Origin of the sequence: Streptomyces sp. NBC_00028, assembly GCF_045041065.1 — a bacterium.
GTDB lineage: Bacteria > Actinomycetota > Actinomycetes > Streptomycetales > Streptomycetaceae > Streptomyces.
The window spans coordinates 8,010,838-8,029,774 of sequence record NZ_CP108293.1; the positions used below are offsets into that span (position 1 = coordinate 8,010,838).

16 protein-coding genes are annotated in these 18,937 nt (G+C 72.1%); 12 read left to right on the top strand and 4 right to left on the bottom strand.

The annotated features are described in order from the left end of the window. Positions 1–56: 56 nt before the first annotated feature. The 4 genes from OG885_RS36115 (at position 57) to OG885_RS36130 (ending at position 5,321) form a co-directional block, all read left to right on the top strand. Complete coding sequence (locus tag OG885_RS36115) at positions 57–1,148, top strand: glycine betaine/L-proline ABC transporter ATP-binding protein (protein WP_405738926.1); 1,092 nt, start codon at positions 57–59, stop codon at positions 1,146–1,148. Continuing rightward, the gene (locus OG885_RS36120; protein ID WP_405738929.1) at positions 1,141–3,756 is read left to right on the top strand and encodes an ABC transporter permease/substrate binding protein; all 2,616 of its coding nucleotides are present in this window, start codon (positions 1,141–1,143) and stop codon (positions 3,754–3,756) included. Before OG885_RS36115 ends, OG885_RS36120 begins: the two co-directional genes overlap by 8 nt. A gap of 282 nt (positions 3,757–4,038) precedes the next feature. Continuing rightward, the gene (locus tag OG885_RS36125; protein WP_405738932.1) at positions 4,039–4,608 is read left to right on the top strand and encodes a helix-turn-helix domain-containing protein; all 570 of its coding nucleotides are present in this window, start codon (positions 4,039–4,041) and stop codon (positions 4,606–4,608) included. After that, positions 4,605–5,321 (top strand): helical backbone metal receptor, encoded by a 717-nt coding sequence (locus OG885_RS36130; protein WP_405738935.1) that lies wholly within the window; start codon positions 4,605–4,607, stop codon positions 5,319–5,321. The genes OG885_RS36125 and OG885_RS36130 overlap by 4 nt, the downstream gene beginning before the upstream one ends. Here OG885_RS36130 and OG885_RS36135 read toward each other — a convergent pair. Beyond that, the gene (locus OG885_RS36135; RefSeq protein ID WP_405738938.1) at positions 5,248–6,411 is read right to left on the bottom strand and encodes a TDT family transporter; all 1,164 of its coding nucleotides are present in this window, start codon (positions 6,409–6,411) and stop codon (positions 5,248–5,250) included. The two genes, OG885_RS36130 and OG885_RS36135, sit on opposite strands and share 74 nt — an antisense overlap. A gap of 70 nt (positions 6,412–6,481) precedes the next feature. On the opposite strand from OG885_RS36135, the gene OG885_RS36140 reads away from it, so the two are divergent. Together OG885_RS36140 and OG885_RS36145 are read left to right on the top strand one after the other, a co-directional pair. Then, positions 6,482–7,396: a LysR family transcriptional regulator gene (locus OG885_RS36140; RefSeq protein WP_405738941.1), complete on the top strand. Its 915-nt coding sequence runs from the start codon at positions 6,482–6,484 to the stop codon at positions 7,394–7,396. Between the two features lie 269 nt (positions 7,397–7,665). Further along, a complete protein-coding gene (locus OG885_RS36145) occupies positions 7,666–8,613 on the top strand; it encodes a phosphotransferase family protein (protein WP_405738944.1) in 948 nt (315 codons plus the stop codon). On the opposite strand, the gene OG885_RS36150 is transcribed toward OG885_RS36145, so the two are convergent. Beyond that, positions 8,597–9,283 carry a gamma-glutamyl-gamma-aminobutyrate hydrolase family protein gene (locus OG885_RS36150; protein WP_405738947.1) on the bottom strand — a complete coding sequence of 229 codons (687 nt, stop codon included), beginning with the start codon at positions 9,281–9,283 and terminating at the stop codon, positions 8,597–8,599. The genes OG885_RS36145 and OG885_RS36150 overlap by 17 nt on opposite strands. An 87-nt stretch (positions 9,284–9,370) precedes the next feature. Continuing rightward, positions 9,371–10,123: a FadR/GntR family transcriptional regulator gene (locus tag OG885_RS36155; RefSeq protein ID WP_405738950.1), complete on the bottom strand. Its 753-nt coding sequence runs from the start codon at positions 10,121–10,123 to the stop codon at positions 9,371–9,373. A 95-nt stretch (positions 10,124–10,218) separates the two neighbouring features. Between OG885_RS36155 and OG885_RS36160 the strand changes: the two genes are divergently transcribed. From OG885_RS36160 to OG885_RS36175, 4 genes are read left to right on the top strand one after another with little or no spacing between them, the layout of a single operon-like run. Further along, positions 10,219–11,577 (top strand): glutamine synthetase family protein, encoded by a 1,359-nt coding sequence (locus OG885_RS36160; RefSeq protein WP_405738953.1) that lies wholly within the window; start codon positions 10,219–10,221, stop codon positions 11,575–11,577. A gap of 17 nt (positions 11,578–11,594) precedes the next feature. Beyond that, positions 11,595–12,959, top strand: coding sequence for an aldehyde dehydrogenase family protein (locus OG885_RS36165; protein ID WP_405743028.1), 1,365 nt, complete (start codon positions 11,595–11,597; stop codon positions 12,957–12,959). Then, positions 12,956–13,747: a 3-oxoacyl-ACP reductase gene (locus tag OG885_RS36170; RefSeq protein WP_405738956.1), complete on the top strand. Its 792-nt coding sequence runs from the start codon at positions 12,956–12,958 to the stop codon at positions 13,745–13,747. The genes OG885_RS36165 and OG885_RS36170 overlap by 4 nt, the downstream gene beginning before the upstream one ends. A 27-nt stretch (positions 13,748–13,774) precedes the next feature. Continuing rightward, a complete protein-coding gene (locus OG885_RS36175) occupies positions 13,775–14,680 on the top strand; it encodes a DUF2510 domain-containing protein (protein WP_405743030.1) in 906 nt (301 codons plus the stop codon). Position 14,681: 1 nt separating this feature from the next. On the opposite strand, the gene OG885_RS36180 is transcribed toward OG885_RS36175, so the two are convergent. Continuing rightward, positions 14,682–15,884, bottom strand: coding sequence for an amino acid deaminase/aldolase (locus tag OG885_RS36180; protein ID WP_405738959.1), 1,203 nt, complete (start codon positions 15,882–15,884; stop codon positions 14,682–14,684). 263 nt (positions 15,885–16,147) lie between these two features. On the opposite strand from OG885_RS36180, the gene OG885_RS36185 reads away from it, so the two are divergent. Together OG885_RS36185 and mycP are read left to right on the top strand one after the other, a co-directional pair. Next, complete coding sequence (locus OG885_RS36185; protein WP_405738962.1) at positions 16,148–17,707, top strand: hypothetical protein; 1,560 nt, start codon at positions 16,148–16,150, stop codon at positions 17,705–17,707. Beyond that, positions 17,704–18,885, top strand: coding sequence for a type VII secretion-associated serine protease mycosin (mycP, locus tag OG885_RS36190; protein WP_405738965.1), 1,182 nt, complete (start codon positions 17,704–17,706; stop codon positions 18,883–18,885). Before OG885_RS36185 ends, mycP begins: the two co-directional genes overlap by 4 nt. The last annotated feature ends 52 nt before the right edge of the window (positions 18,886–18,937 follow it).

The following is an 18,937-nucleotide window of genomic DNA, read 5'->3' on the forward strand; positions in this document are numbered from 1 at the left end:
GGTCGGCGGGGGGCAGGCGCCGCCACTGACCCCCGCCCCCGACGCAAGAGGTACGCGTGTCAGCCAGCCTAGAGGCCGAACATCTCTACAAGGTGTTCGGCAGACGACCGAGTGAGGCAGTCGAGAGACTGCGCGATGGAGCCGACCGGGAGGAGCTGCGCACCGACGGCACGACCGCCGCCGTCATCGACGCCTCCTTCACCGTGGACCCCGGCCAGATCTTCGTCGTCATGGGCCTGTCCGGATCCGGCAAGTCGACGCTGCTGCGCATGCTCAACGGGCTGCTGGAACCGACCGCGGGCACCGTCCGCTTCGACGGCCAGGACCTGACCGCCCTCGGCGACCGGGACCTGCGCGAGGTCCGCGCCCGCAAGATCAGCATGGTCTTCCAGCACTTCGCGCTGTTCCCGCACCGCAGTGTCCTGGAGAACGCCGCCTACGGCCTCGCCGTGCAGGGCGTCGCCAAGGCCGAGCGCATGAAGCGGGCCACCGAGGCGCTGGAGCTGTGCGGCCTCGCCGGCTGGGAGAAGTCCTGGCCCGACGAGCTGTCCGGCGGTATGCAGCAGCGCGTGGGACTGGCCCGCGCCCTGGCCACCGACGCCGACCTGCTGCTGATGGACGAGTCCTTCAGCGCCCTCGACCCGCTGATCCGCCGGGACATGCAGGACCAGCTGCTCCAGCTCCAGCAGACCCTGAAGAAGACGATCGTCTTCATCACCCACGACCTCAACGAGGCCATGCGCCTGGGTGACCGGATCGCCGTCATGCGCGACGGCCGGATCGTCCAGAACGGCACCGCCGAGGACATCCTCGTGCGGCCCGCGAACGACTACGTCGCCTCCTTCATCCAGGACGTCGACCGCTCCCGCGTCCTGACCGCGTCCGCCGTCATGGACACCGACGTGCGGGGCGACGAGGCCGACTGCGGCTGTACGAGCGGCTGCGAGACCGCGACGCCCGACACCCCGTTCACCGAACTCTGTGCGATGAGCGCCCGCTCGACGCACCCCGTGGCGGTGCTGGACGACAGCCGCCGGCTCGTCGGCGTGGTCCCCGGCCGCCGGCTGATCGGTTTCCTCGCCGACGGACAGGCCATCCCCGCGCCCCGGGCGGGCGACGACAAGGCGGAGGCGGTGGCCCGTGCCTAGGATTCCGCTCGGCGACTGGGTCAACGACGCCGTCGACTGGCTGCTCGGCCACATGGCCTGGCTCTTCGACTTCCTCAAGACCGTCTTCACCGGCGCCTACGACGGCATCGACGCCGTCCTCCAGGCGCCCGAACCCCTGCTCCTCGCGGGCATCTTCGCCGTGATCGCCTTCTGGCTGCGCGGCACCACGGCCGGCCTGCTCACCTTCGTGGGCTTCGCCTTCATCGACTCCCTCGAACTGTGGGACGACGCGATGGTGACCCTCTCCCTGGTCCTCGTCGCCACGCTCATCGCCCTGGTGATCGCCGTACCGGTGGGCATCTGGGCGGCCCGCTCCGACCGGGTCAGCGGACTGGTCCGGCCGGTCCTGGACTTCATGCAGACGCTGCCCGCGATGATCTACCTCATCCCGGCGATCCTCTTCTTCGGCACCGGCGCCTCCGCGGGCATGGTCGCCACCCTGATCTTCGCGCTCGCCCCCGGCGTGCGCATGACCGAGCTGGGTATCCGTCAGGTCGACAAGGAACTGGTCGAGGCGGCCGAGGCGTTCGGCACGACTCCCAGGGACACCCTGCTGCGCGTCCAGCTGCCGCTCGCCCTGCCGACCGTCATGGCCGGCGTCAACCAGGTCATCATGCTCGGCCTGTCCATGGCCGCGATCGCCGGCATGGTCGGCACCGGCGGCCTGGGCGGCCGGGTCAACGAGGCCATCGGCCAGCTCGACGTCGGCCTCGGCTCCGAGGCGGGCGTGGCCATCGTGATCCTCGCGATCTACCTCGACCGGATGACCGGCGCCCTCGGCACCCAGGTCTCCCCGCTGGGCCGCCGCGCCGCCGCCCGGGCCCGCGCGGCCCAGGGGCTGAAGATCTGGTCGTACCGCCCCCGCCCCCAGGTCGCCGTGATCGGCATCGTGATCCTCGCCCTGGTCGCGGGCGGCATGGGCATGTTCGGCGGCAGCGGCGACAGCACGGCTCCGGTCGCCGACGGCAAGGACGTAGGCCAGGGCAAGAAGGTCAGCATCGGCTACGTCCCCTGGGACGACGGCGTCGCCTCCACCTTCCTCTGGAAGGAGATCCTGGAGCAGCGCGGCTTCCAGGTGGACGCCAAGCAGCTCGACGCGGGCCCCCTCTACACCTCCGTCGCCTCCGGCAACGCCGACTTCATGACGGGCGCCTGGCTGCCGACGACCCACGAGCAGTACTGGAAGAAGTACGGCAACCAGCTGGACGACCTGGGCGCCTGGTACGACAAGACGTCGCTGGAGCTGAGCGTGCCGTCGTACATGAAGGACGTCGACTCGCTCGACGACCTCAAGGGCAAGGCCTCCGAGTTCGGCGGGAAGATCACCGGCATCGAGTCGAGCGCCGGTGAGATGTCCCTGCTGAAGAGCAAGGTCCTCAAGGCGTACGGCCTCGACAAGGAGTACAAGGTCGTCGACAGCTCCACGCCCGCCATGCTGGCCGAGCTGAAGCGGGCGTACGCCCAGAAGGACCCGATCGTCGTCACGCTCTGGTCGCCGCACTGGGCGTACAACGACTACGACCTGAAGAAGCTCAAGGACCCCAAGGGGGCGTGGGGCTCCGGCGACGGCATTCACACCGTGGCCCGCAAGGGCTTCGCCGCCGACAACCCGGTCGTCGGCAAGTGGCTGAAGGACTTCAAGCTCGACGAGAAGCAGCTCACCAGCCTTGAGGCTGAGATCAACAAGGCCGGCAAGGGCAAGCAGCAGGACGCGGTCCGCGCCTGGCTGAAGGACAACCCCGGCGTGGTCGACAAGCTGGCCCCCGTCGCGAAGACGGCGGCCGCCCCCGCCGAGGCCAAGAACCCGATTGACGTGGCCTGGTTCCCCTGGGACGAGGACATCGCCGTCACCCATCTGTGGAAGAACGTCCTGGAGCGGCGCGGCTACCGGCTCAACCTCAAGCAGATGGACGTCGGCCCGGTCTACACCGGCCTCGCCTCCGGGGACCTCGACCTCAACTTCGACGCCTGGCTGCCGTACGCGCAGGCGAACTACTGGGACAAGAACAAGGACAGACTCGCCGACCTCGGCACCTGGTACCAGCCGACCTCGCTGGAGGTCGCCGTCCCCTCGTACGTCAAGGGGATCAAGTCCTACGAGGACCTCAAGGGCAAGGCCGCCCTCTTCGACGGGAAGATCATCGGCATCGAGCCGGGCACCGGCGAGATGAACCTCCTGAAGAACAAGGTCCTGCCCGGCTACGGCCTGGACAAGGAGTACGACGTCGTCGACGGCTCCACGCCCGCGATGCTCGCCGAGCTCAAGCGCGCGTACGCCAAGAAGCAGCCCGTCGCCGTCGTGCTCTGGTCGCCGCACTGGGCGTACAGCCAGTACGACCTCACCAAGCTGAAGGACGGCAAGAAGCTCTTCGGCGAGGGGAACACGATCCGCACCATCGCCAACGAGAAGTTCCCCGAGCAGTATCCGCAGCTGACCAAGTGGATCAAGGGCTTCCATATGAGCGAGGACGAGCTCGGCACCCTGGAGGCCGCGATCAACACGCACGGCCAGGGGCACGAGGACGAGGCGGTCGAGGACTGGCTGAAGAAGCACCCGGACATGGTGGAGCGGATGACCCCGCAGTAGCCGCGACCAAAAGAAACCGGACAACCACATACAGCTACGTCGTCACCTGAGCCTCATCCGGCCGTCGTGGTCAGGCCGTTCGTCCTGACGGAGGAATTCCCTCACACGGCGGCCGGAGAGCTGATCTACTGGCCGGAGTTGGCGAGAATGCCCGCTCCGGGCTTACGGCAATGTGACGGGCGCATGAAACGGTTTGCCGAACATGCGTAGGGTGCAGACAACTCGACAGAGACATGTTCAGCGACGGGTGCCGAGCGACGAGCGAAGGAGGGAGCCGGAGCGATGGGCGACCACAAAGAACAGCCCCTGCGGGTGGGCGCTGCCGTACGGCGGCGGCGTCGCGCGCTGGAACTCACCCTCGCCGTCGTGGCCGAACGCAGCGGCCTGTCGGTCCCCTTCCTGAGCCAGATCGAGAACGAACGGGCGCGCCCCAGCCGCAGCTCCCTGGAGAAGGTCGCCGACGCCCTGCGCACCACCGCCGTCGAACTCCTCGCCGCCGCGGACCCGGCGTGCAGCGTCGATGTCGTGCGCGCCGACTGCGCGGAGGCGGAACCCCAGCTCCGGGTGCGTTCCCTGGTGCGCGGTCACCATCAGATGCACGCCCAGGAGTTCACCGGCGACCATGACGCACGGCGTGAATTCCAGTACCGCAACGACCAGTTGATGTACGTCGCCGACGGCGCCGTGGAGATCGAGGCGGAGGGCCGGGCCTACCGGCTCGGCCGGGGTGACACCCTCTACCTCACCGGCGGGGTGCGGCACCGCTGGCGGGCGACCGTGTCCGACACCCGGGTGGTCGTCGTCGCGGTGGCCGAACACATCGAGGCGGTCCAGGACCGGCCACGTCCGTGAGGGTCGTGTCCCTGGTCCCGTCCCTCACGGAGGCGGTGGCCGAGACCGTCCCCGGCGCCCTGGTCGGCGCCACCGACTGGTGCACGCATCCGGCGGAGCTGGACGTGACACGGATCGGCGGTACGAAGAACCCCGACCTCGACGGCCTCCTCGCCCTCGCCCCCGACCTGGTGATCGCCAACGAGGAGGAGAACCGAGTCCCCGACCTGGCGGCCCTGCGCTCGGCGGGCGTCGAGGTCCTGGTGACCGAGGTACGCGACCTGCCCCAGGCCTTTCGGGAGCTGGCCCGCGTGCTGACGGCGTGCGGGGCGCGGGGACGGCCGCGCTGGCTGGACGAGGCGGAGGAGGCCTGGTCGGGGCCGCCGCCGACGGTTCGGGCGACGGCGGTCGTGCCGATCTGGCGCCGCCCATGGATGGTGCTGGGCCGGGACACGTTCGCGGGCGACGTACTGGCCCGCCTGGGCGTGGACCACCTGTACGCGACGCACCCCGACCGCTATCCCCGCGTCCCTCTCGACGAGTTGCGGGCGAGGCGACCGGATGTGGTGGTCCTCCCCGACGAGCCGTACCGCTTCACGGCGGACGACGGCCCGGAGGCGTTCGAGGGGATCCCGGCCGCACTGGTCAGCGGCCGTCACCTCACCTGGTACGGCCCGTCCCTCCGGGAAGCGCCACGGGTACTGGCCGAGGCCCTGCGAGCAGCTCACCGCTGACGAGCCCCCGTACGGTGTGCAGGGCGGCCACCCCCCAGGCGGCGACCAGGACCACGTACAGCCCGACCGCGAGCCCGTCGAGGACGACCAGCCCCGTGTGCCGGGCCAGCCCCTCCGCGCCGGTGACACAGGTTCCGACCGGGAACGTGAACGCCCACCAGGTCATCGCGAACCCCATCCCCGCCCGGCGGGCCCGCACGACGTGCGCGACGGCGAGCGCGAACCAGAGCAGGGCGAAGCCCATGACGGGGACGCCGTAGAGCACGGCGAGGACCGAGAAACCACCGCTGTAGGGGTCCGGTACGACACCGAGGGCGACGTCCGCGAACTTGTTGACCGCGGTGGTGGACTGCCCGAGCGGACCCAGGACGAGGAACAGGGTCGGGGTGAGGGCGAGCGGCAGCGGCCCGCTCGTGATCAGCCGGCCGAAGACGAGGGGCAGCATGAGCAGCGTCGCCAGCAGCGACACCCCGAACAGGGCGACGCAGGCGAGCAGCAGGGTCTCCTGCGCCTGACCGGCCGGGAGATGGGGCACGAGGAGCGGGCCGAGCGCCGCGGACACCATGGGCGCGACGAGGGGCAGCAGCCACACGGGGGTGGCCTGTCCCGGCTCGATGCGATGGCGTACGGCCATCAGATAGGGGACGGCGACGGCGGCCGCGAGCCCGACAGCCGTCCCGATGGTGAACAGCACGGCGTCCAGCGCCACCGCCGCCTCGGTGCCGATCCAGTCGACGCCGACGGTGAGGGCACCGCCGCCGACCGCGAGCAGGGCCATGGCAGGACAGCCGTAGAAGGGGGCCACCGCCGGGTCGAGGAGATGGGCGCGGGCCTGGTCGCGGTGGTGGGCCCAGTGCAGGGCGCGGGCGCCGAGGAGGGCGAGGAGCAGGACGAGGGAGAACGCCCAGACGCCGGTGAGGGCGGTGCGCAGGCCGGGAACGGAGACGGGCAGCCCGGCTCCGGCGGTGGCGACGATGGCGGTGCCCATGACGGTGGCGTACCAGTTCGGTCCGAGGTGACGGACGGCTGTGGCGCGCGGGGGACGTGCGGTGGCACGGGTGGGGAGGAGAGGCTGGGCTGCGGTGACCATGCTTCGAGCGTCGCGTGGCCCGGCGCTCCCCACCAGGGACGATGTCTCTATGAGGACATAAACTGGGCTTATGAGCAGCGAGGGAACGGTCACCGGCACGCTGGCACACAGAGTCCCTGACCTGGGGGCGCTGGAGCTGTTGCTGGCGGTGGCGCGGCTCGGCAGCCTCGGTGCGGCGGCCCGCGAGGTCGGCATCACCCAGCCCGCGGCCAGCAGCCGCATCCGCTCCATGGAACGGCAACTGGGCGTGGCGCTCGTGGACCGCTCGCCCCGCGGTTCGCGGCTGACGGACGCCGGGGCGCTGGTCACGGACTGGGCGCGGCGGATCGTGGAGGCGGCGGAGGCGTTCGACGCGGGGGCGCAGGCGCTGCGTGACCGGCGCGACTCCCGGCTGAGGGTGGCGGCGAGCATGACGATCGCCGAGTATCTGCTGCCGGGCTGGCTGCTCGCCCTGCGCGCCCAACGCCCCGACACCGCCGTGTCGTTGTTGGCGGGCAACTCCGCGGCGGTGGCGGAACGCCTCCTGACCGACGAGGCGGACCTGGGCTTCGTGGAGGGGCTGACGGTCCCGACCGGCCTCGACTCGGTCGTCATCGCCCACGACCGCCTCATCGTCGTCACCGCCCCGGCCCACCCCTGGGCCCGTCGCCGACGCCCGCTGGCCGCCGAGGAGTTGGCGTCGACGCCGCTGATCCTGCGGGAGAAGGGGTCGGGGACGCGGCAGGTCCTGGACACCGCGCTGGGTGGCCTGGCGCGGCCGCTGATCGAACTGTCGTCCACTACGGCGGTGAAGGCGGCGGCGGTGAGCGGGGCGGGGCCGGCGGTACTCAGCGAACTGGCGGTGGGGGAGGAACTGGCGATGCGGAGGTTGGTGGCGGTACCGGTGGAGGGCGTCTCCCTGGCCCGTGACCTGCGGGCGGTGTGGCCGACGGGGCATCGGCCGGTAGGGCCGGCACGGGAGTTGTTGTCGTTGACGCGGGGGTAGGGACTTTTTCTCGCCCCCGCCGCCCTTACCCGTCCCATCCCTGGGGGCTGCGCCCCCAGACCCCTGTTTCGGCTCCGAAGGGGCCTCGTCCTCAAACGCCGGACGGGCTGGTTGGTCAGCCGCTCCGGCGTTTGAGGAGCGGGGGCCCAGGGGGCGGAGCCCCCTGGGAGGGGTCGAAGGGGCGGAGCCCCTGGGGATGGGAACGGGTAGGGGCGGCGGGGGCGAAAATCCTTGGTGCGTCACCACCCCCGACCCGCACCATTCCCTCTATGGCACCCACCGCCCCGCCCGCCGCAGGCGTCCGTACCCCCTGGGAACACCTCCCGCGTCACGTCCACGCCGCCGTCGCCGACATCCTCGGCGCCCCCGTCGTCCACGCCACCACCCAACCCGGCGGATTCTCCCCGGGCGCGGCCGCCCGGCTCCGTACCGCCCACGGCCACCGCGCCTTCGTGAAGGCGGTCAGCGCGGAGGTCAACGCGACCAGCCCGGTGTTCCACCGTCGGGAAGCCCGGTACACCGCAGCGCTCCCGTCCGCCGTCCCCGCACCCCGCCTCCTCGGCACCCACGACGACGGCACCTGGATGGTTCTGGTCCTCGAGGACATCGAGGGGCGCCAGCCCCACGTCCCCTGGCGGCAACCGGAGTTGAGGCGCGTCCTGGATGCCGTCGGTGAGCTCTCGCACGCCCTCACCCCGGCCCCCGTACCCGACGCACCCCTCGCCGCCGAGTCCCTCGCCGACCAGTTTGACGGCTGGCGGCGGCTCCTTGATCAGCCAGCGCCCGAGGCACTCGACCCCTGGGTCGCGGCCCGTCTCCCGTACCTCGCCGAACTCGCCGCCCCCTGGCCCGAGGCCGTCGCCGGTGACACCCTCGCCCACGGCGATCTCCGCGCCGACAACATGCTGCTCACCGACGACGACCGCGTCGTCTTCGTCGACTGGCCGCACGTCGTCCGCGGCGCACCCTGGCTCGACCTGCTGCTGATGCTCCCCTGTGTCAGGGCCCAGGGCGGCCCGGACCCCGAGGAGCTGTTCAGTGCGCATCCTCTCGGCCGCGCCGCCTACCCGGACGCCGTCACCGTCGCCCTCGCGGGTCTCACCGGCTACTTCGTCCACCGCGGTCTGCAACCCCCGCCGCCCGGCCTCCCCACCGTCCGCGCCTTCCAACGCGCCCAGGGCGAGGCGGCGTTGGAGTGGCTCAGGAAGCGGCTGTGACCAGCGCCCGCACCACCCGCAGATCCTCACCCATCTCCGGATGCCACTGCACCCCCAGCACCCACCCGGCGGCGGACGGCAGTTCCACCGCCTCCACCGTTCCGTCCGCCGCGTGCGCCGACGCCACCAGACCGGCGCCGAGGCGGTCCACGGCCTGGTGGTGATACGTCGGTACCGACGTCTCCTCCGGCACCACATCGGCGTACAGCGTCCCCGGCACCGGCTTCACCCCGTGCCGCCCGAACACGCCGACCACCTCCGCGTGGCCGTCGATGTGCTGGACGAGGGTGCCGCCGACGGCGACGTTCAGCAGCTGCATGCCACGGCAGATGCCCAGGAGCGGTATCCCCGCCGCCAGGGCCGCGTCGATCAACGCCAGCTCCCACGCGTCCCGTTCCCGCGCGGGCGGGCCGGTGCGGGGCTCACGCTCGGCACCGTAGTGGACCGGCTCCACGTCCGGGCCGCCCGCTATCACCAGGCCGTCCAGGCGGGCCACGGTCGCGGCGGCGTACTCCGGCGCGTCCGGCGGCAGCATCGCCACCAGCCCGCCCGCCCGCTGTACCAGGCGCGGGTACCCGGCGGGCAGCAGCGCCGCCTCCAGCTCCCACACGCCCCAGCGCGCCCCGGCCTCCAGATACGTACTGATGCCGATCAGCGGCCTGCCCGCCATATGTCGTCCTCCAGCTCCCCGCAATGGATTGCCGTCATACCTTTGCCGAGCCGGGCCTGGTGTGGCAAGAGCGTGCCGGGTGCGGCCCTACGCCAGGAACCCCCTCAGCAGCGCTGCCGTCCCCGCGCAGTGCTCCCGCATCATCTCCCGCGCCCCGTCCGCGTCCCCGTCGAGGACCGCCTCCACCAGCGCGCCGTGCTGGCGCTGCGAGTGCTCCAGGTTCCGCACCAGGAGCGGGATGCAGTCCAGCAGGTCGTTCACCGTGGCCCGTACCGCCGCGTACTGCGCCGTCAGCGTCGGCGAACCGCACAGCTCGGCCAGTGTGAGGTGCAGCAGGGTGTCCAGGCGCCGGTAGTCCGGCAGCGGTGCGTCCTGGGTTCTGGCGAGGGCCTCGCGCAGGCGGTCCGTCTGCTCGTCCGTCAGACCGTGTGCCGCGCACAGGCCCGCCGCCCCGACCTCCAGCACCTCCCGGAAGCGGAGCACGTCCTCGATGTCGACCTCGGCGATCCGTCGCCGCAGCTCACGCTCGCCGAGGTCGCCCGCGTCCGCGCGAGGCAGCACGAACGTGCCGCCGTACCGCCCGCGCCGCGACTCGACCAGCCCCTGGTCCTGAAGCACCTTCAGCACCTCGCGCAGCGTCACCCGGCTGATCCCGAGCCGCTCCGCCAGCTCCCGCTCGGCCGGCAGCCGCCCGCCCCCCGGCACCAGACCGAGCCGTACGACCTGGAGGATCTGCTCCAGCGCCTCCTCGAACCCGTTGCCCGCCCGCACCGGCCGCAGCACCGGCGTCAGACGGTCCTCCAGCCGGCCCTCCAGACCGCCCTCCGGATCCAGCGACATCCCGCCGTACCCCCTTCCCAAGCAATGGTTCTCCGCAATACCTTATGGCTTCCGGCCCGGCCGAAAAAGCGCGAAGAAGCCGAAGGAGCGTTCCCGTGGCAGACCGCACAGCCCCGCTGAGCGTCGAGGAGCTGCACGCCCTCGTCGCGAGCGGTGAGATCGACACCGTCGTCCTGGCCTTCCCCGACATGCAGGGAAGACTCCAGGGCAAGCGGTTCGCCGCCCGCTTCTTCCTCGACGAGGTACTCCACCACGGCACCGAGGGCTGCAACTACCTCCTGGCCGTGGACACCGAGATGAACACGGTCGACGGCTACGCCATGTCGTCCTGGGACCGGGGGTACGGCGACTTCGCCATGCACCCGGATCTCAGCACGCTTCGCCGCGTCCCGTGGAACGCCGGCACCGCCATGCTCATCGCCGACCTCGCCTGGGAGGACGGCTCCCCGGTCGTCGCCGCGCCCCGGCAGATCCTCCGCCGCCAGCTGGAGCGGCTCGCCGAGCACGGGTACACCGCCCAGGTCGGCACCGAGCTGGAGTTCATCGTCTTCAAGGACACCTACGAACAGGCCTGGGACAGCAACTACCGGGGCCTCACACCGGCGAACCAGTACAACATCGACTACTCGGTGCTGGGGACCGGCCGGATCGAACCGCTGCTCCGCCGGATCCGCAACGAGATGGCGGGCGCCGGGCTGACCGTCGAGTCCGCCAAGGGCGAGTGCAACCCCGGGCAGCACGAGATCGCCTTCCGCTACGACGACGCGGTGGTCACCTGCGACCAGCACGCCATCTACAAGACCGGCACCAAGGAGATCGCCGCCCAGGAAGGCGTCTCGATCACCTTCATGGCCAAGTACAACGAGCGCGAGGGCAACTCCTGCCACATCCACCTCTCCCTCGCGGACGCCGCCGGCAACAACGCCATGGCCGACAACGGCGGCATGTCGGAGGTCATGCGGCACTTCCTCGCCGGGCAGTTGGCCGCCCTCAGGGACTTCTCCCTGCTCTACGCGCCCAACATCAACTCGTACAAGCGCTTCCAGCCCGGCTCCTTCGCCCCGACCGCCGTCGCCTGGGGCCACGACAACCGCACCTGCGCGCTGCGGGTCGTCGGCCACGGCCGCTCGATGCGCTTCGAGAACCGGCTCCCGGGCGGTGACGTCAACCCGTACCTGGCGGTCGCGGGCCTGGTCGCCGCCGGGCTGTACGGCATCGAGCAGAAACTGGAGCTGCCCGACGCCTGTGCGGGCAACGCCTACACCGCCGAGTACGCCCACGTCCCCACCACCCTTCGCGAGGCCGCCGAGCTGTGGGAGAACAGCCCCATCGCCAAGGCCGCCTTCGGCGACGAGGTCGTGGCCCACTACCGCAACATGGCACGCGTCGAGCTGGACGCCTTCGACGCCGCGGTGACCGACTGGGAGCTGCGCCGCTCCTTCGAACGTCTGTGAGGCATCTCTTGTCACAACTGTACGAACTGGACATCCTCAACCCCGCGACGGAAGAGGTGATCGCGACCGTCCCGGGCGCCGTCGAGCAGGACGTGAACGCCGCCGTGCACCGCGCCGGCCTGGCGCAGCGCACGTGGGCGGCCGTCGCACCCGCCGACCGGGCCAGACTGCTGCGCCGTTTCGCCGTCGTCGTCGACGAACACCTCGAGGAACTCGCCCGGTTGGAGGTCCGGGAAGCAGGCCACACCATCGGCAACGCCCGCTGGGAAGCGGGCAATGTGCGCGACCTCCTCGACTACGCGGCCGGGGGAGTGGAGCGGCTCACGGGCCGGCAGATCCCCGTGCCCGGCGGCCTCGACGTCACCCTCCTCGAACCCCTGGGTGTCGTCGGCGTCATCGCGCCCTGGAACTTCCCCATGCCGATCGCGGCCTGGGCCACCGCTCCGGCCCTCGCGGCAGGCAACGCGGTCGTCCTCAAGCCCGCCGAGACGACGCCGTTGACCGCCCTCCGGCTCGCCGAACTCGCCCTGGAGGCAGGGCTCCCGGAGAACCTCTTCCAGGTGGTGCCGGGACTCGGGCACATCGCGGGTGAGTCCCTCGTCCAGCAGCCCGGCATCGCCAAGGTCGTCTTCACCGGCTCCACCCGGACCGGCAAGCGCGTCATGGCCCTCTGCGCCGACCAGGTCAAGCCGGTCACCCTCGAACTCGGCGGCAAGAGCCCCAACATCGTCTTCGCCGACGCCGACCTCAAGACCGCCGTCGACCCCTTCTCCTTCCTCGACAACGCCGGCCAGGACTGCTGCGCCCGTACCCGCATCCTGGTGCAGGAGTCCGTGTACGACGAGGTCCGTGAGCTGCTGGCCGATGTGCTGGCCGCCGTGGTCGTGGGTGACCCGGCCGACGAGAAGACCCAGATGGGCCCGCTGATCTCCCGTCAGCAGCTCGACCGCGTACGGTCGTTCGTGCCGGACGACGCCCCCGCCCTGCGCGGCAGCGCCCCCGAGGGGCCCGGCTTCTGGTTCCCACCGACCGTCCTCACGGGGGAGCGGCACGACTCCGAGGCGGCCCGCGAGGAGATCTTCGGCCCGGTAGCCGTGCTCCTGCCCTTCACCGACGAGGAGGACGCGATCCGCCTCGCCAACGACACCCCGTACGGCCTCTCCGGCTCCATCTGGACCCGGGACGTGGGCCGCGCGCTCCGCGTCTCCCAGGGGGTCAGGGCCGGGAACCTGTCCGTCAACTCCCACTCCAGCGTCCGCTACTGGACCCCCTTCGGCGGCTACAAGCAGTCCGGCGTCGGCCGTGAGCTCGGCCCGGACGCCCTCGCCGCCTTCACCGAAACCAAGAACGTCTTCATCAGCACGGAGGGCCCCGCACAGTGACCTCATCCACCGAGGAAATCGTCTGCCGCCGCCTGGTCGGCCGCACCGCCGTCATCACCGGCGCCGGCAGCGGCATCGGCCTCGCCACCGCCCGCCGCCTCGCCTCCGAGGGCGCCAACGTCGTCTGCGCGGACGTCGACGAGGCCCGCGGCAAGGCCGCCGCGGACGAGGTCGGCGGCCTCTTCGTGAAGGTCGACGTCACCGACGCCGAGCAGGTCGAGGCGCTGTTCAAGACGGCGTACGACACCTACGGCAGCGTCGACGTCGCCTTCAACAACGCGGGCATCTCCCCGCCCGACGACGACTCCATCCTGGAGACGGGGCTGGAGGCGTGGAAGCGCGTCCAGGAGGTCAACCTCACCTCCGTCTACCTGTGCTGCAAGGCGGCCATCCCCTATATGCGGCAGCAGGGCAAGGGCTCCATCATCAACACGGCGTCGTTCGTGGCGAGGATGGGCGCGGCCACCTCGCAGATCTCGTACACCGCCTCCAAGGGCGGCGTCCTGGCCATGTCCCGTGAGCTGGGCGTGCAGTTCGCCCGGGAGGGCATCCGCGTGAACGCCCTGTGCCCGGGCCCGGTCAACACCCCGCTCCTCCAGGAGCTGTTCGCCAAGGACCCCGAGCGGGCCGCCCGCCGCCTCGTCCACATCCCCGTCGGCCGGTTCGCCGAGGCCGAGGAGATCGCCGCCGCCGTCGCCTTCCTGGCCAGCGACGACTCCTCCTTCGTCAACGCCAGCGACTTCCTGGTCGACGGCGGAATCTCCGGGGCTTACGTCACGCCGCTGTAGACCGCGGCCTACAGTGCCGGGATGAGCATGACGCCCCCGCCCGGCTGGTTCCGCGACCCCCACGCCCCGCACCTGGAGCGCTGGTGGGACGGCACCGCGTGGACCGAGCACCGGCGTGAGCCCGCACTCCCGGGCCCGCCGGTGCCGGCTCCCACCGACGGCGCCTCGGGGCGGGCCAAGGCGATCGCCCTCACGACCGCCGGGGTGGTCCTGGTCGCCGCGATCGTCACGGGCGCCTTCGTCCTGCGCGAGGACGACGGCGCGGACTCCGGCGTCGACGTGGCCGTCACCGAGTCCATCACCCCCACCTACGCACCGACCGGCGAGACGCCCTCCCAGTCCGCCACCGAGCCCTCGGCCGACGACCCGGCCGTGGTCGAGGACCAGCTCAACGGCATCACGGTGCCGCTTCTCGACGGCTGGGTGCGGCCCCAGTACGTGGTCGACGACGACATCCTCATGACCACCGACGGCACCTACGACTGCCCCGGCGACCCCGGCACCTGCCGGCACGGCCTCGTCATCTCCCGCACGGTCACCGACAACGACGAGACGTCCCCCGAGGCCCTCGCCAAGGCCGACATCTCCGAAGCCGCCGACGCCGCCTACGACCGCGACCTCGTCGGCCAACGGCCCTTCGGCGGCATCGAGTCCCACCAGCTGGTGAAGTCGGGGCCGGTCGCGGTGGCGGGCCGCGCGGGGTATTACGTGCGCTGGCGCGTCAAGACCGCCGAGGGGCCCGGCGGTTACGTGCAGTCCCTCGCCTTCCAGTCCAGCGTCGGCACCGAGTCGCCCGTCGTCGTGCGCTATGTCTTCGACGCGGGCGAGGACGGGCCGCCGCTCGCCGACATGGACCGGATCACCAAGGGCATCCGGTCCACGGCCGACGCGGCGGGCGGCGGGGTGGGCAGCAGCATCGGCCCCACGGGATGACTTACAGGAAGGTCAGACCTTCCCCGCGATACGTCGGTACGGTCGCCGTCACCGCGTCCCCCTCGACGAGATGCAGCGTGTCGAACCGCTCGCACAGCTCACCGGCCTTGGCGTGCCGGAACCACACCTTGTCGCCGATGAGCAGGTCGTCGGCGGGCGAGCCCAGCAGCGGGGTCTGCACCTCGCCGGGACCCTCCTGGGGGTCGTACTTCAGCCCCTCCGGGAGGTACGGCACCGGGAGCCGGTCGGGCCCCGGCGCACCGGAGGCCGGATACCCGCCGCCGAGGACCGTCACGACGCCCACACCGGGCCGCCGTACGACGGGCTGCGCGAAGAGCGCGGCCGGGCGCCCGGCGAAGGACGTGTAGTTGTCGAACAGGCGCGGGACGTACAGCCCGGACCCGGCACCGATCTCGGTGACCGCGTCCTCGGCCGCCGTGGTCTGCACACTGCCCGTGCCACCACCGTTGACGAACTCCAGGTCCGGCACCACGGCCCGCACCGCCCGCACCACCGCGGCCCGCCGCTCGGCGAGCTCCTTGCGCGCGGTGGCCTGCATCAGCCGTACGGCACGGGACCGGAACGGCCGCCCGGCGACGGAGTCGCCCACACCGGCGATATGACCCTCGTACGCCATGATCCCGACGACCTTGAACCCGGGCCGCCGGGCCACCGCCCGTGCCAGGTCGGCGACTTGGGCGGGGGAGTGCAGCGGGGAGCGGAGCGCGCCGACGCGCACCCGGCCGCCGAGGAGCCTGAGCGAGGTGTCCAACTCCAGGCAGACCCGCACGACTTCACGTCCGCCGTCCCGCGCGCGGTCGATGAGATCGAGCTGGGCGACGTCGTCGACCATGACGGCGACGGCGGAGGCGAGCTTGGGGTCGGAGGTCAGTTCGGCGTATCCGGAGCTGTCCGCGGACGGGTAGGCGAGCAGGACGTCGTCGAACCCGGACCGGGCCAGCCACAGCGACTCGGCGAGGGTGAACGACATGATCCCGGCGAAGCCGTCCCTGGCGAGGACGCGTTCGAGCAGCGCCCGGCACCGCACGGACTTGCTGGCGACCCGGATCGGCTTCCCGTTCGCCCGGCGGACGAGATCGTCCGCGTTGGCGTCGAAGGCGTCCAGATCCACGATCGCGAGAGGGGCGGCGAGAGGGGCGGTGGCCCGGTCGTAACGGGCCCGGTCGGCGGCGCGCGCAGTCATGAACGAAGCCTGCCAGACAGGATTACCGCAGGGTAGGGGGACGTTCCGGGCAGATGCCCCGGGCTCGTGGACTGGTTCCCGTTCGCCCAGGGACAAGCCGTAGAGTGACGCGCACGTACGAAGGGTGCGCCGGGATGCCGGGCCATCCGCGCGGGTATGCGTGCCCGAGGGCGGGGAACCACGGCACACTCCGCACGGGTCCGTCCGGGCGACCGACGCCCCCGTACGACGACAGGCCCGGGCACGAGGGAAACGGGGGGCGCATGAGCACGGAAGCGCGGCACGCCTCCATCCCCCCACGTCCCACGGCGCCGCCCCGCCCCACGGAGCCCCCGACGACCTCCGAGCCCCCCGCCGACGACGCCACCCCGCCCGCCGCGCAGAACAGGGGAGCAGCGGAAGCCACCGGCACGACCGGAGACGGTCGACCGGGCACACGCGCGTCCGCCCCGGACACCCCGCCCCGCTTCCCGAACCTGCGCGCCCCCTCCACCGAGGACACGTCGGCCACCCGTACGCCCCCGCCGTCCGCAGGAGGCGTCTCGGCCGGCCGTACCACCCCGGCTCCGCCTCCGCCCCGCGCCTCGGCGCGGTTCCCGGACACCCCGCCGAAGGCCGGGCACGAGTCGCGGACCCGGGACGCGGGGAGCGAGGGCCCGGCGACCGAGAGCAGCGAGAGCAGCGCGACGGTCGTGCCGCCGCGTCCCGCGCAGCGGCCCCCGGCGCCCCGGCCCGCGACGCCGCCACGCCGTACCGGCGAACCCCCCGAGGGCCCCTCGGAGACGACGTTCCGCCTGCGCCCGATCCCCGCGGAGCGGGCACCCCGGCGAGAACCCGAGCCGGACACGCGGTGGAGCCCGCTCACCCCCGCGCCGCCCGCGGCCGGGACCTCGTCCTCCGTCCACCCCGACCCCGCCCTCTCGTGGAGCGCCCCCCTGACCTCAGGCCCGGCATCCGGTACGACGCCCGGCGGCAGCACCGGATCCGCGCGGCCCGTCGTGTCGTTCGGGGAGCCTGAGGGGTACGACGAGAATGCCCGGCCGCGATCACTGGCGGTGCGGGCCGGCGTGCGCACCGCCGCCGTGGCCGTCTGCCTGGTGCTCGGCCTCGGGCTCATCGGCGGTGCGGTGACGGGGAGTTGGCTCGTCGGGGACTCCGCCGCGGCGGGCGAGAAGGACTCCTTCGCCGCTGCCGCCGAGCTGTGGCACAGCGTCCCCGTGGACCAGCTGTTCCCGCCCACCGTGCAGGGCCAGGGCGCCGGCCCCGGCGGCGCCGACCGGACCTGGACGCGGATCGCGGTCGCCCCGGACACCGGCTGCAAGGACGCCTTCGACCCGCTGCTGAAGAAGGCCCTCGCCCCCGTCGGATGCAGCCGTCTCCTGCGAGCGACCTACACCGACGCCACCCAGAGCTATGTCACCACCGTCGGTCTCCTCTTCACCAAGGCCGACGTCGCCGGCATGACCGCCCTCGACACCCGCTTCACCAAGGAGGGCCTCGGCACCCGGGCCGACCTGATGCCCCGCGGGTACGCCGCGAAGGACACGGCCGCCGCCGACTTCGGCGCCAAGCAGCGCGCCTCCTGGGCGATCTCCGTCCTCACCGACGCTCCCGTCGTCGTCTACGCCGTCTCCGGCTGGGCCGACGGCCGAACCGTCGACGAGCCGCAGTCCGCCGCCGCGGCCATGCAGTCCGGCGCCACCACCGCCGTCGCCCAGGCCGGCCTCGGTCACGAGGCACAGGGCCTCGCCGACCGCGTCGAACGCGGCCTGCGCAGAACCGTCGGCTCCCCGGCCCCGGAGGGGACGGAAAAGACCTCGTGAGCGCCGCCACCCACACCCGCCGGGCCGGCGTCGTCAGCGCCCTCCTCGCCGCCTCCCTCGCCCTCGTGCCGGCCACCACCGCGCACGCCGACGGCATACGCGCCAAGCAGTGGGCCCTGGAAGCCATGCACACCCAGGAGGCCTGGCAGACCACCAAGGGCAAGGGCGTCACCGTCGCCGTCCTCGACACCGGCGTCGAGGACGACCACCCCGACCTCGTCGGCAACGTCCTCGAAGGCAAGGACATGGTCGGCTTCGGAGCCGACCGCGGCGACCGCGCCTGGGCCCGCCACGGCACCGCGATGGCCGGCATCATCGCAGGCCACGGACACGGCTACGCCAACGGCGACGGCGTCATGGGCATCGCCCCGGAGGCCAGGATCCTCCCCGTCCGCGTGATCCTGGAGGACGGCGACTCCTCCCGCGGCAAGGCCCGCAACACCCGCGGCAACGCCCTCGCCGAGGGCATCCGCTGGGCCGCCGACCACGGCGCCGACGTCATCAACCTCTCCCTGGGCGACGACTCCAAGTCCGCCCACCCCGAACCCGCCGAGGACGAGGCCGTCCAGTACGCCCTGAAGAAGGGCGTCACCGTCGTCGCCTCGGCCGGCAACGGCGGCGAGAAGGGCGACCACATCTCCTACCCGGCCGCCTACCCGGGCGTCATCGCCGCGACCGCCGTCGACCGCTACGGCACCCGCGCCTCCTTCTCCACCCGCCGTTGGTACGCCACGGTCGCCGCCCCCGGCGACGACGTCGTGATCGCCGACCCGGACCACAAGTACTACGAGGGCTGGGGTACGAGCGCTGCGGCGGCCTTCGTCTCCGGCGCCGTCGCCCTCGTCAAGGCGGCCCACCCGGGCCTGACCCCGGCGCAGGTCAAGAAGCTCCTGGAGGACACGGCCCGCGACGCCCCCGTCGGCGGCCGCGACGACTCCCGCGGCTACGGCTTCGTCGACCCCGCCGCCGCCCTCAAGGCCGCCGACCGCCTAGACCCGCAGGGCCTGAAGTCCACGGCCTACGGGGACCGCTACTTCGGCTCGGGCCCCGACGCCCCCGAGACGGCCGACGACACGTCAGACTGGGCAGCCCCGCTGGCGGGCAGTGTCGGAGGAGTCCTGCTGGTAGCAGCGGTGGTGCTGTGGCGTGGCCGCCGGGGACGGTACGAAGAATTCTGACGGCGTGGGCAACGCCCCAGGGGCGCGGGGAACGGCGCGACCAGCCACAACG

Excerpts from the sequence above, each read along its gene's own strand:
- OG885_RS36185 (WP_405738962.1), top strand. The coding sequence starts at position 16,148 with ATGAGCACGGAAGCGCGGCACGCCTCCATCCCCCCACGTCCCACGGCG.
- OG885_RS36155 (WP_405738950.1), bottom strand. The coding sequence starts at position 10,123 with ATGTCGCTGGATCCGGAGGGCGGTCTGGAGGGCCGGCTGGAGGACCGT.
- OG885_RS36150 (WP_405738947.1), bottom strand. The coding sequence starts at position 9,283 with ATGGCGGGCAGGCCGCTGATCGGCATCAGTACGTATCTGGAGGCCGGG.
- OG885_RS36140 (WP_405738941.1), top strand. The coding sequence starts at position 6,482 with ATGAGCAGCGAGGGAACGGTCACCGGCACGCTGGCACACAGAGTCCCT.
- OG885_RS36180 (WP_405738959.1), bottom strand. The coding sequence starts at position 15,884 with ATGACTGCGCGCGCCGCCGACCGGGCCCGTTACGACCGGGCCACCGCC.
- OG885_RS36125 (WP_405738932.1), top strand. The coding sequence starts at position 4,039 with ATGGGCGACCACAAAGAACAGCCCCTGCGGGTGGGCGCTGCCGTACGG.
- OG885_RS36145 (WP_405738944.1), top strand. The coding sequence starts at position 7,666 with ATGGCACCCACCGCCCCGCCCGCCGCAGGCGTCCGTACCCCCTGGGAA.
- OG885_RS36135 (WP_405738938.1), bottom strand. The coding sequence starts at position 6,411 with ATGGTCACCGCAGCCCAGCCTCTCCTCCCCACCCGTGCCACCGCACGT.
- OG885_RS36175 (WP_405743030.1), top strand. The coding sequence starts at position 13,775 with ATGACGCCCCCGCCCGGCTGGTTCCGCGACCCCCACGCCCCGCACCTG.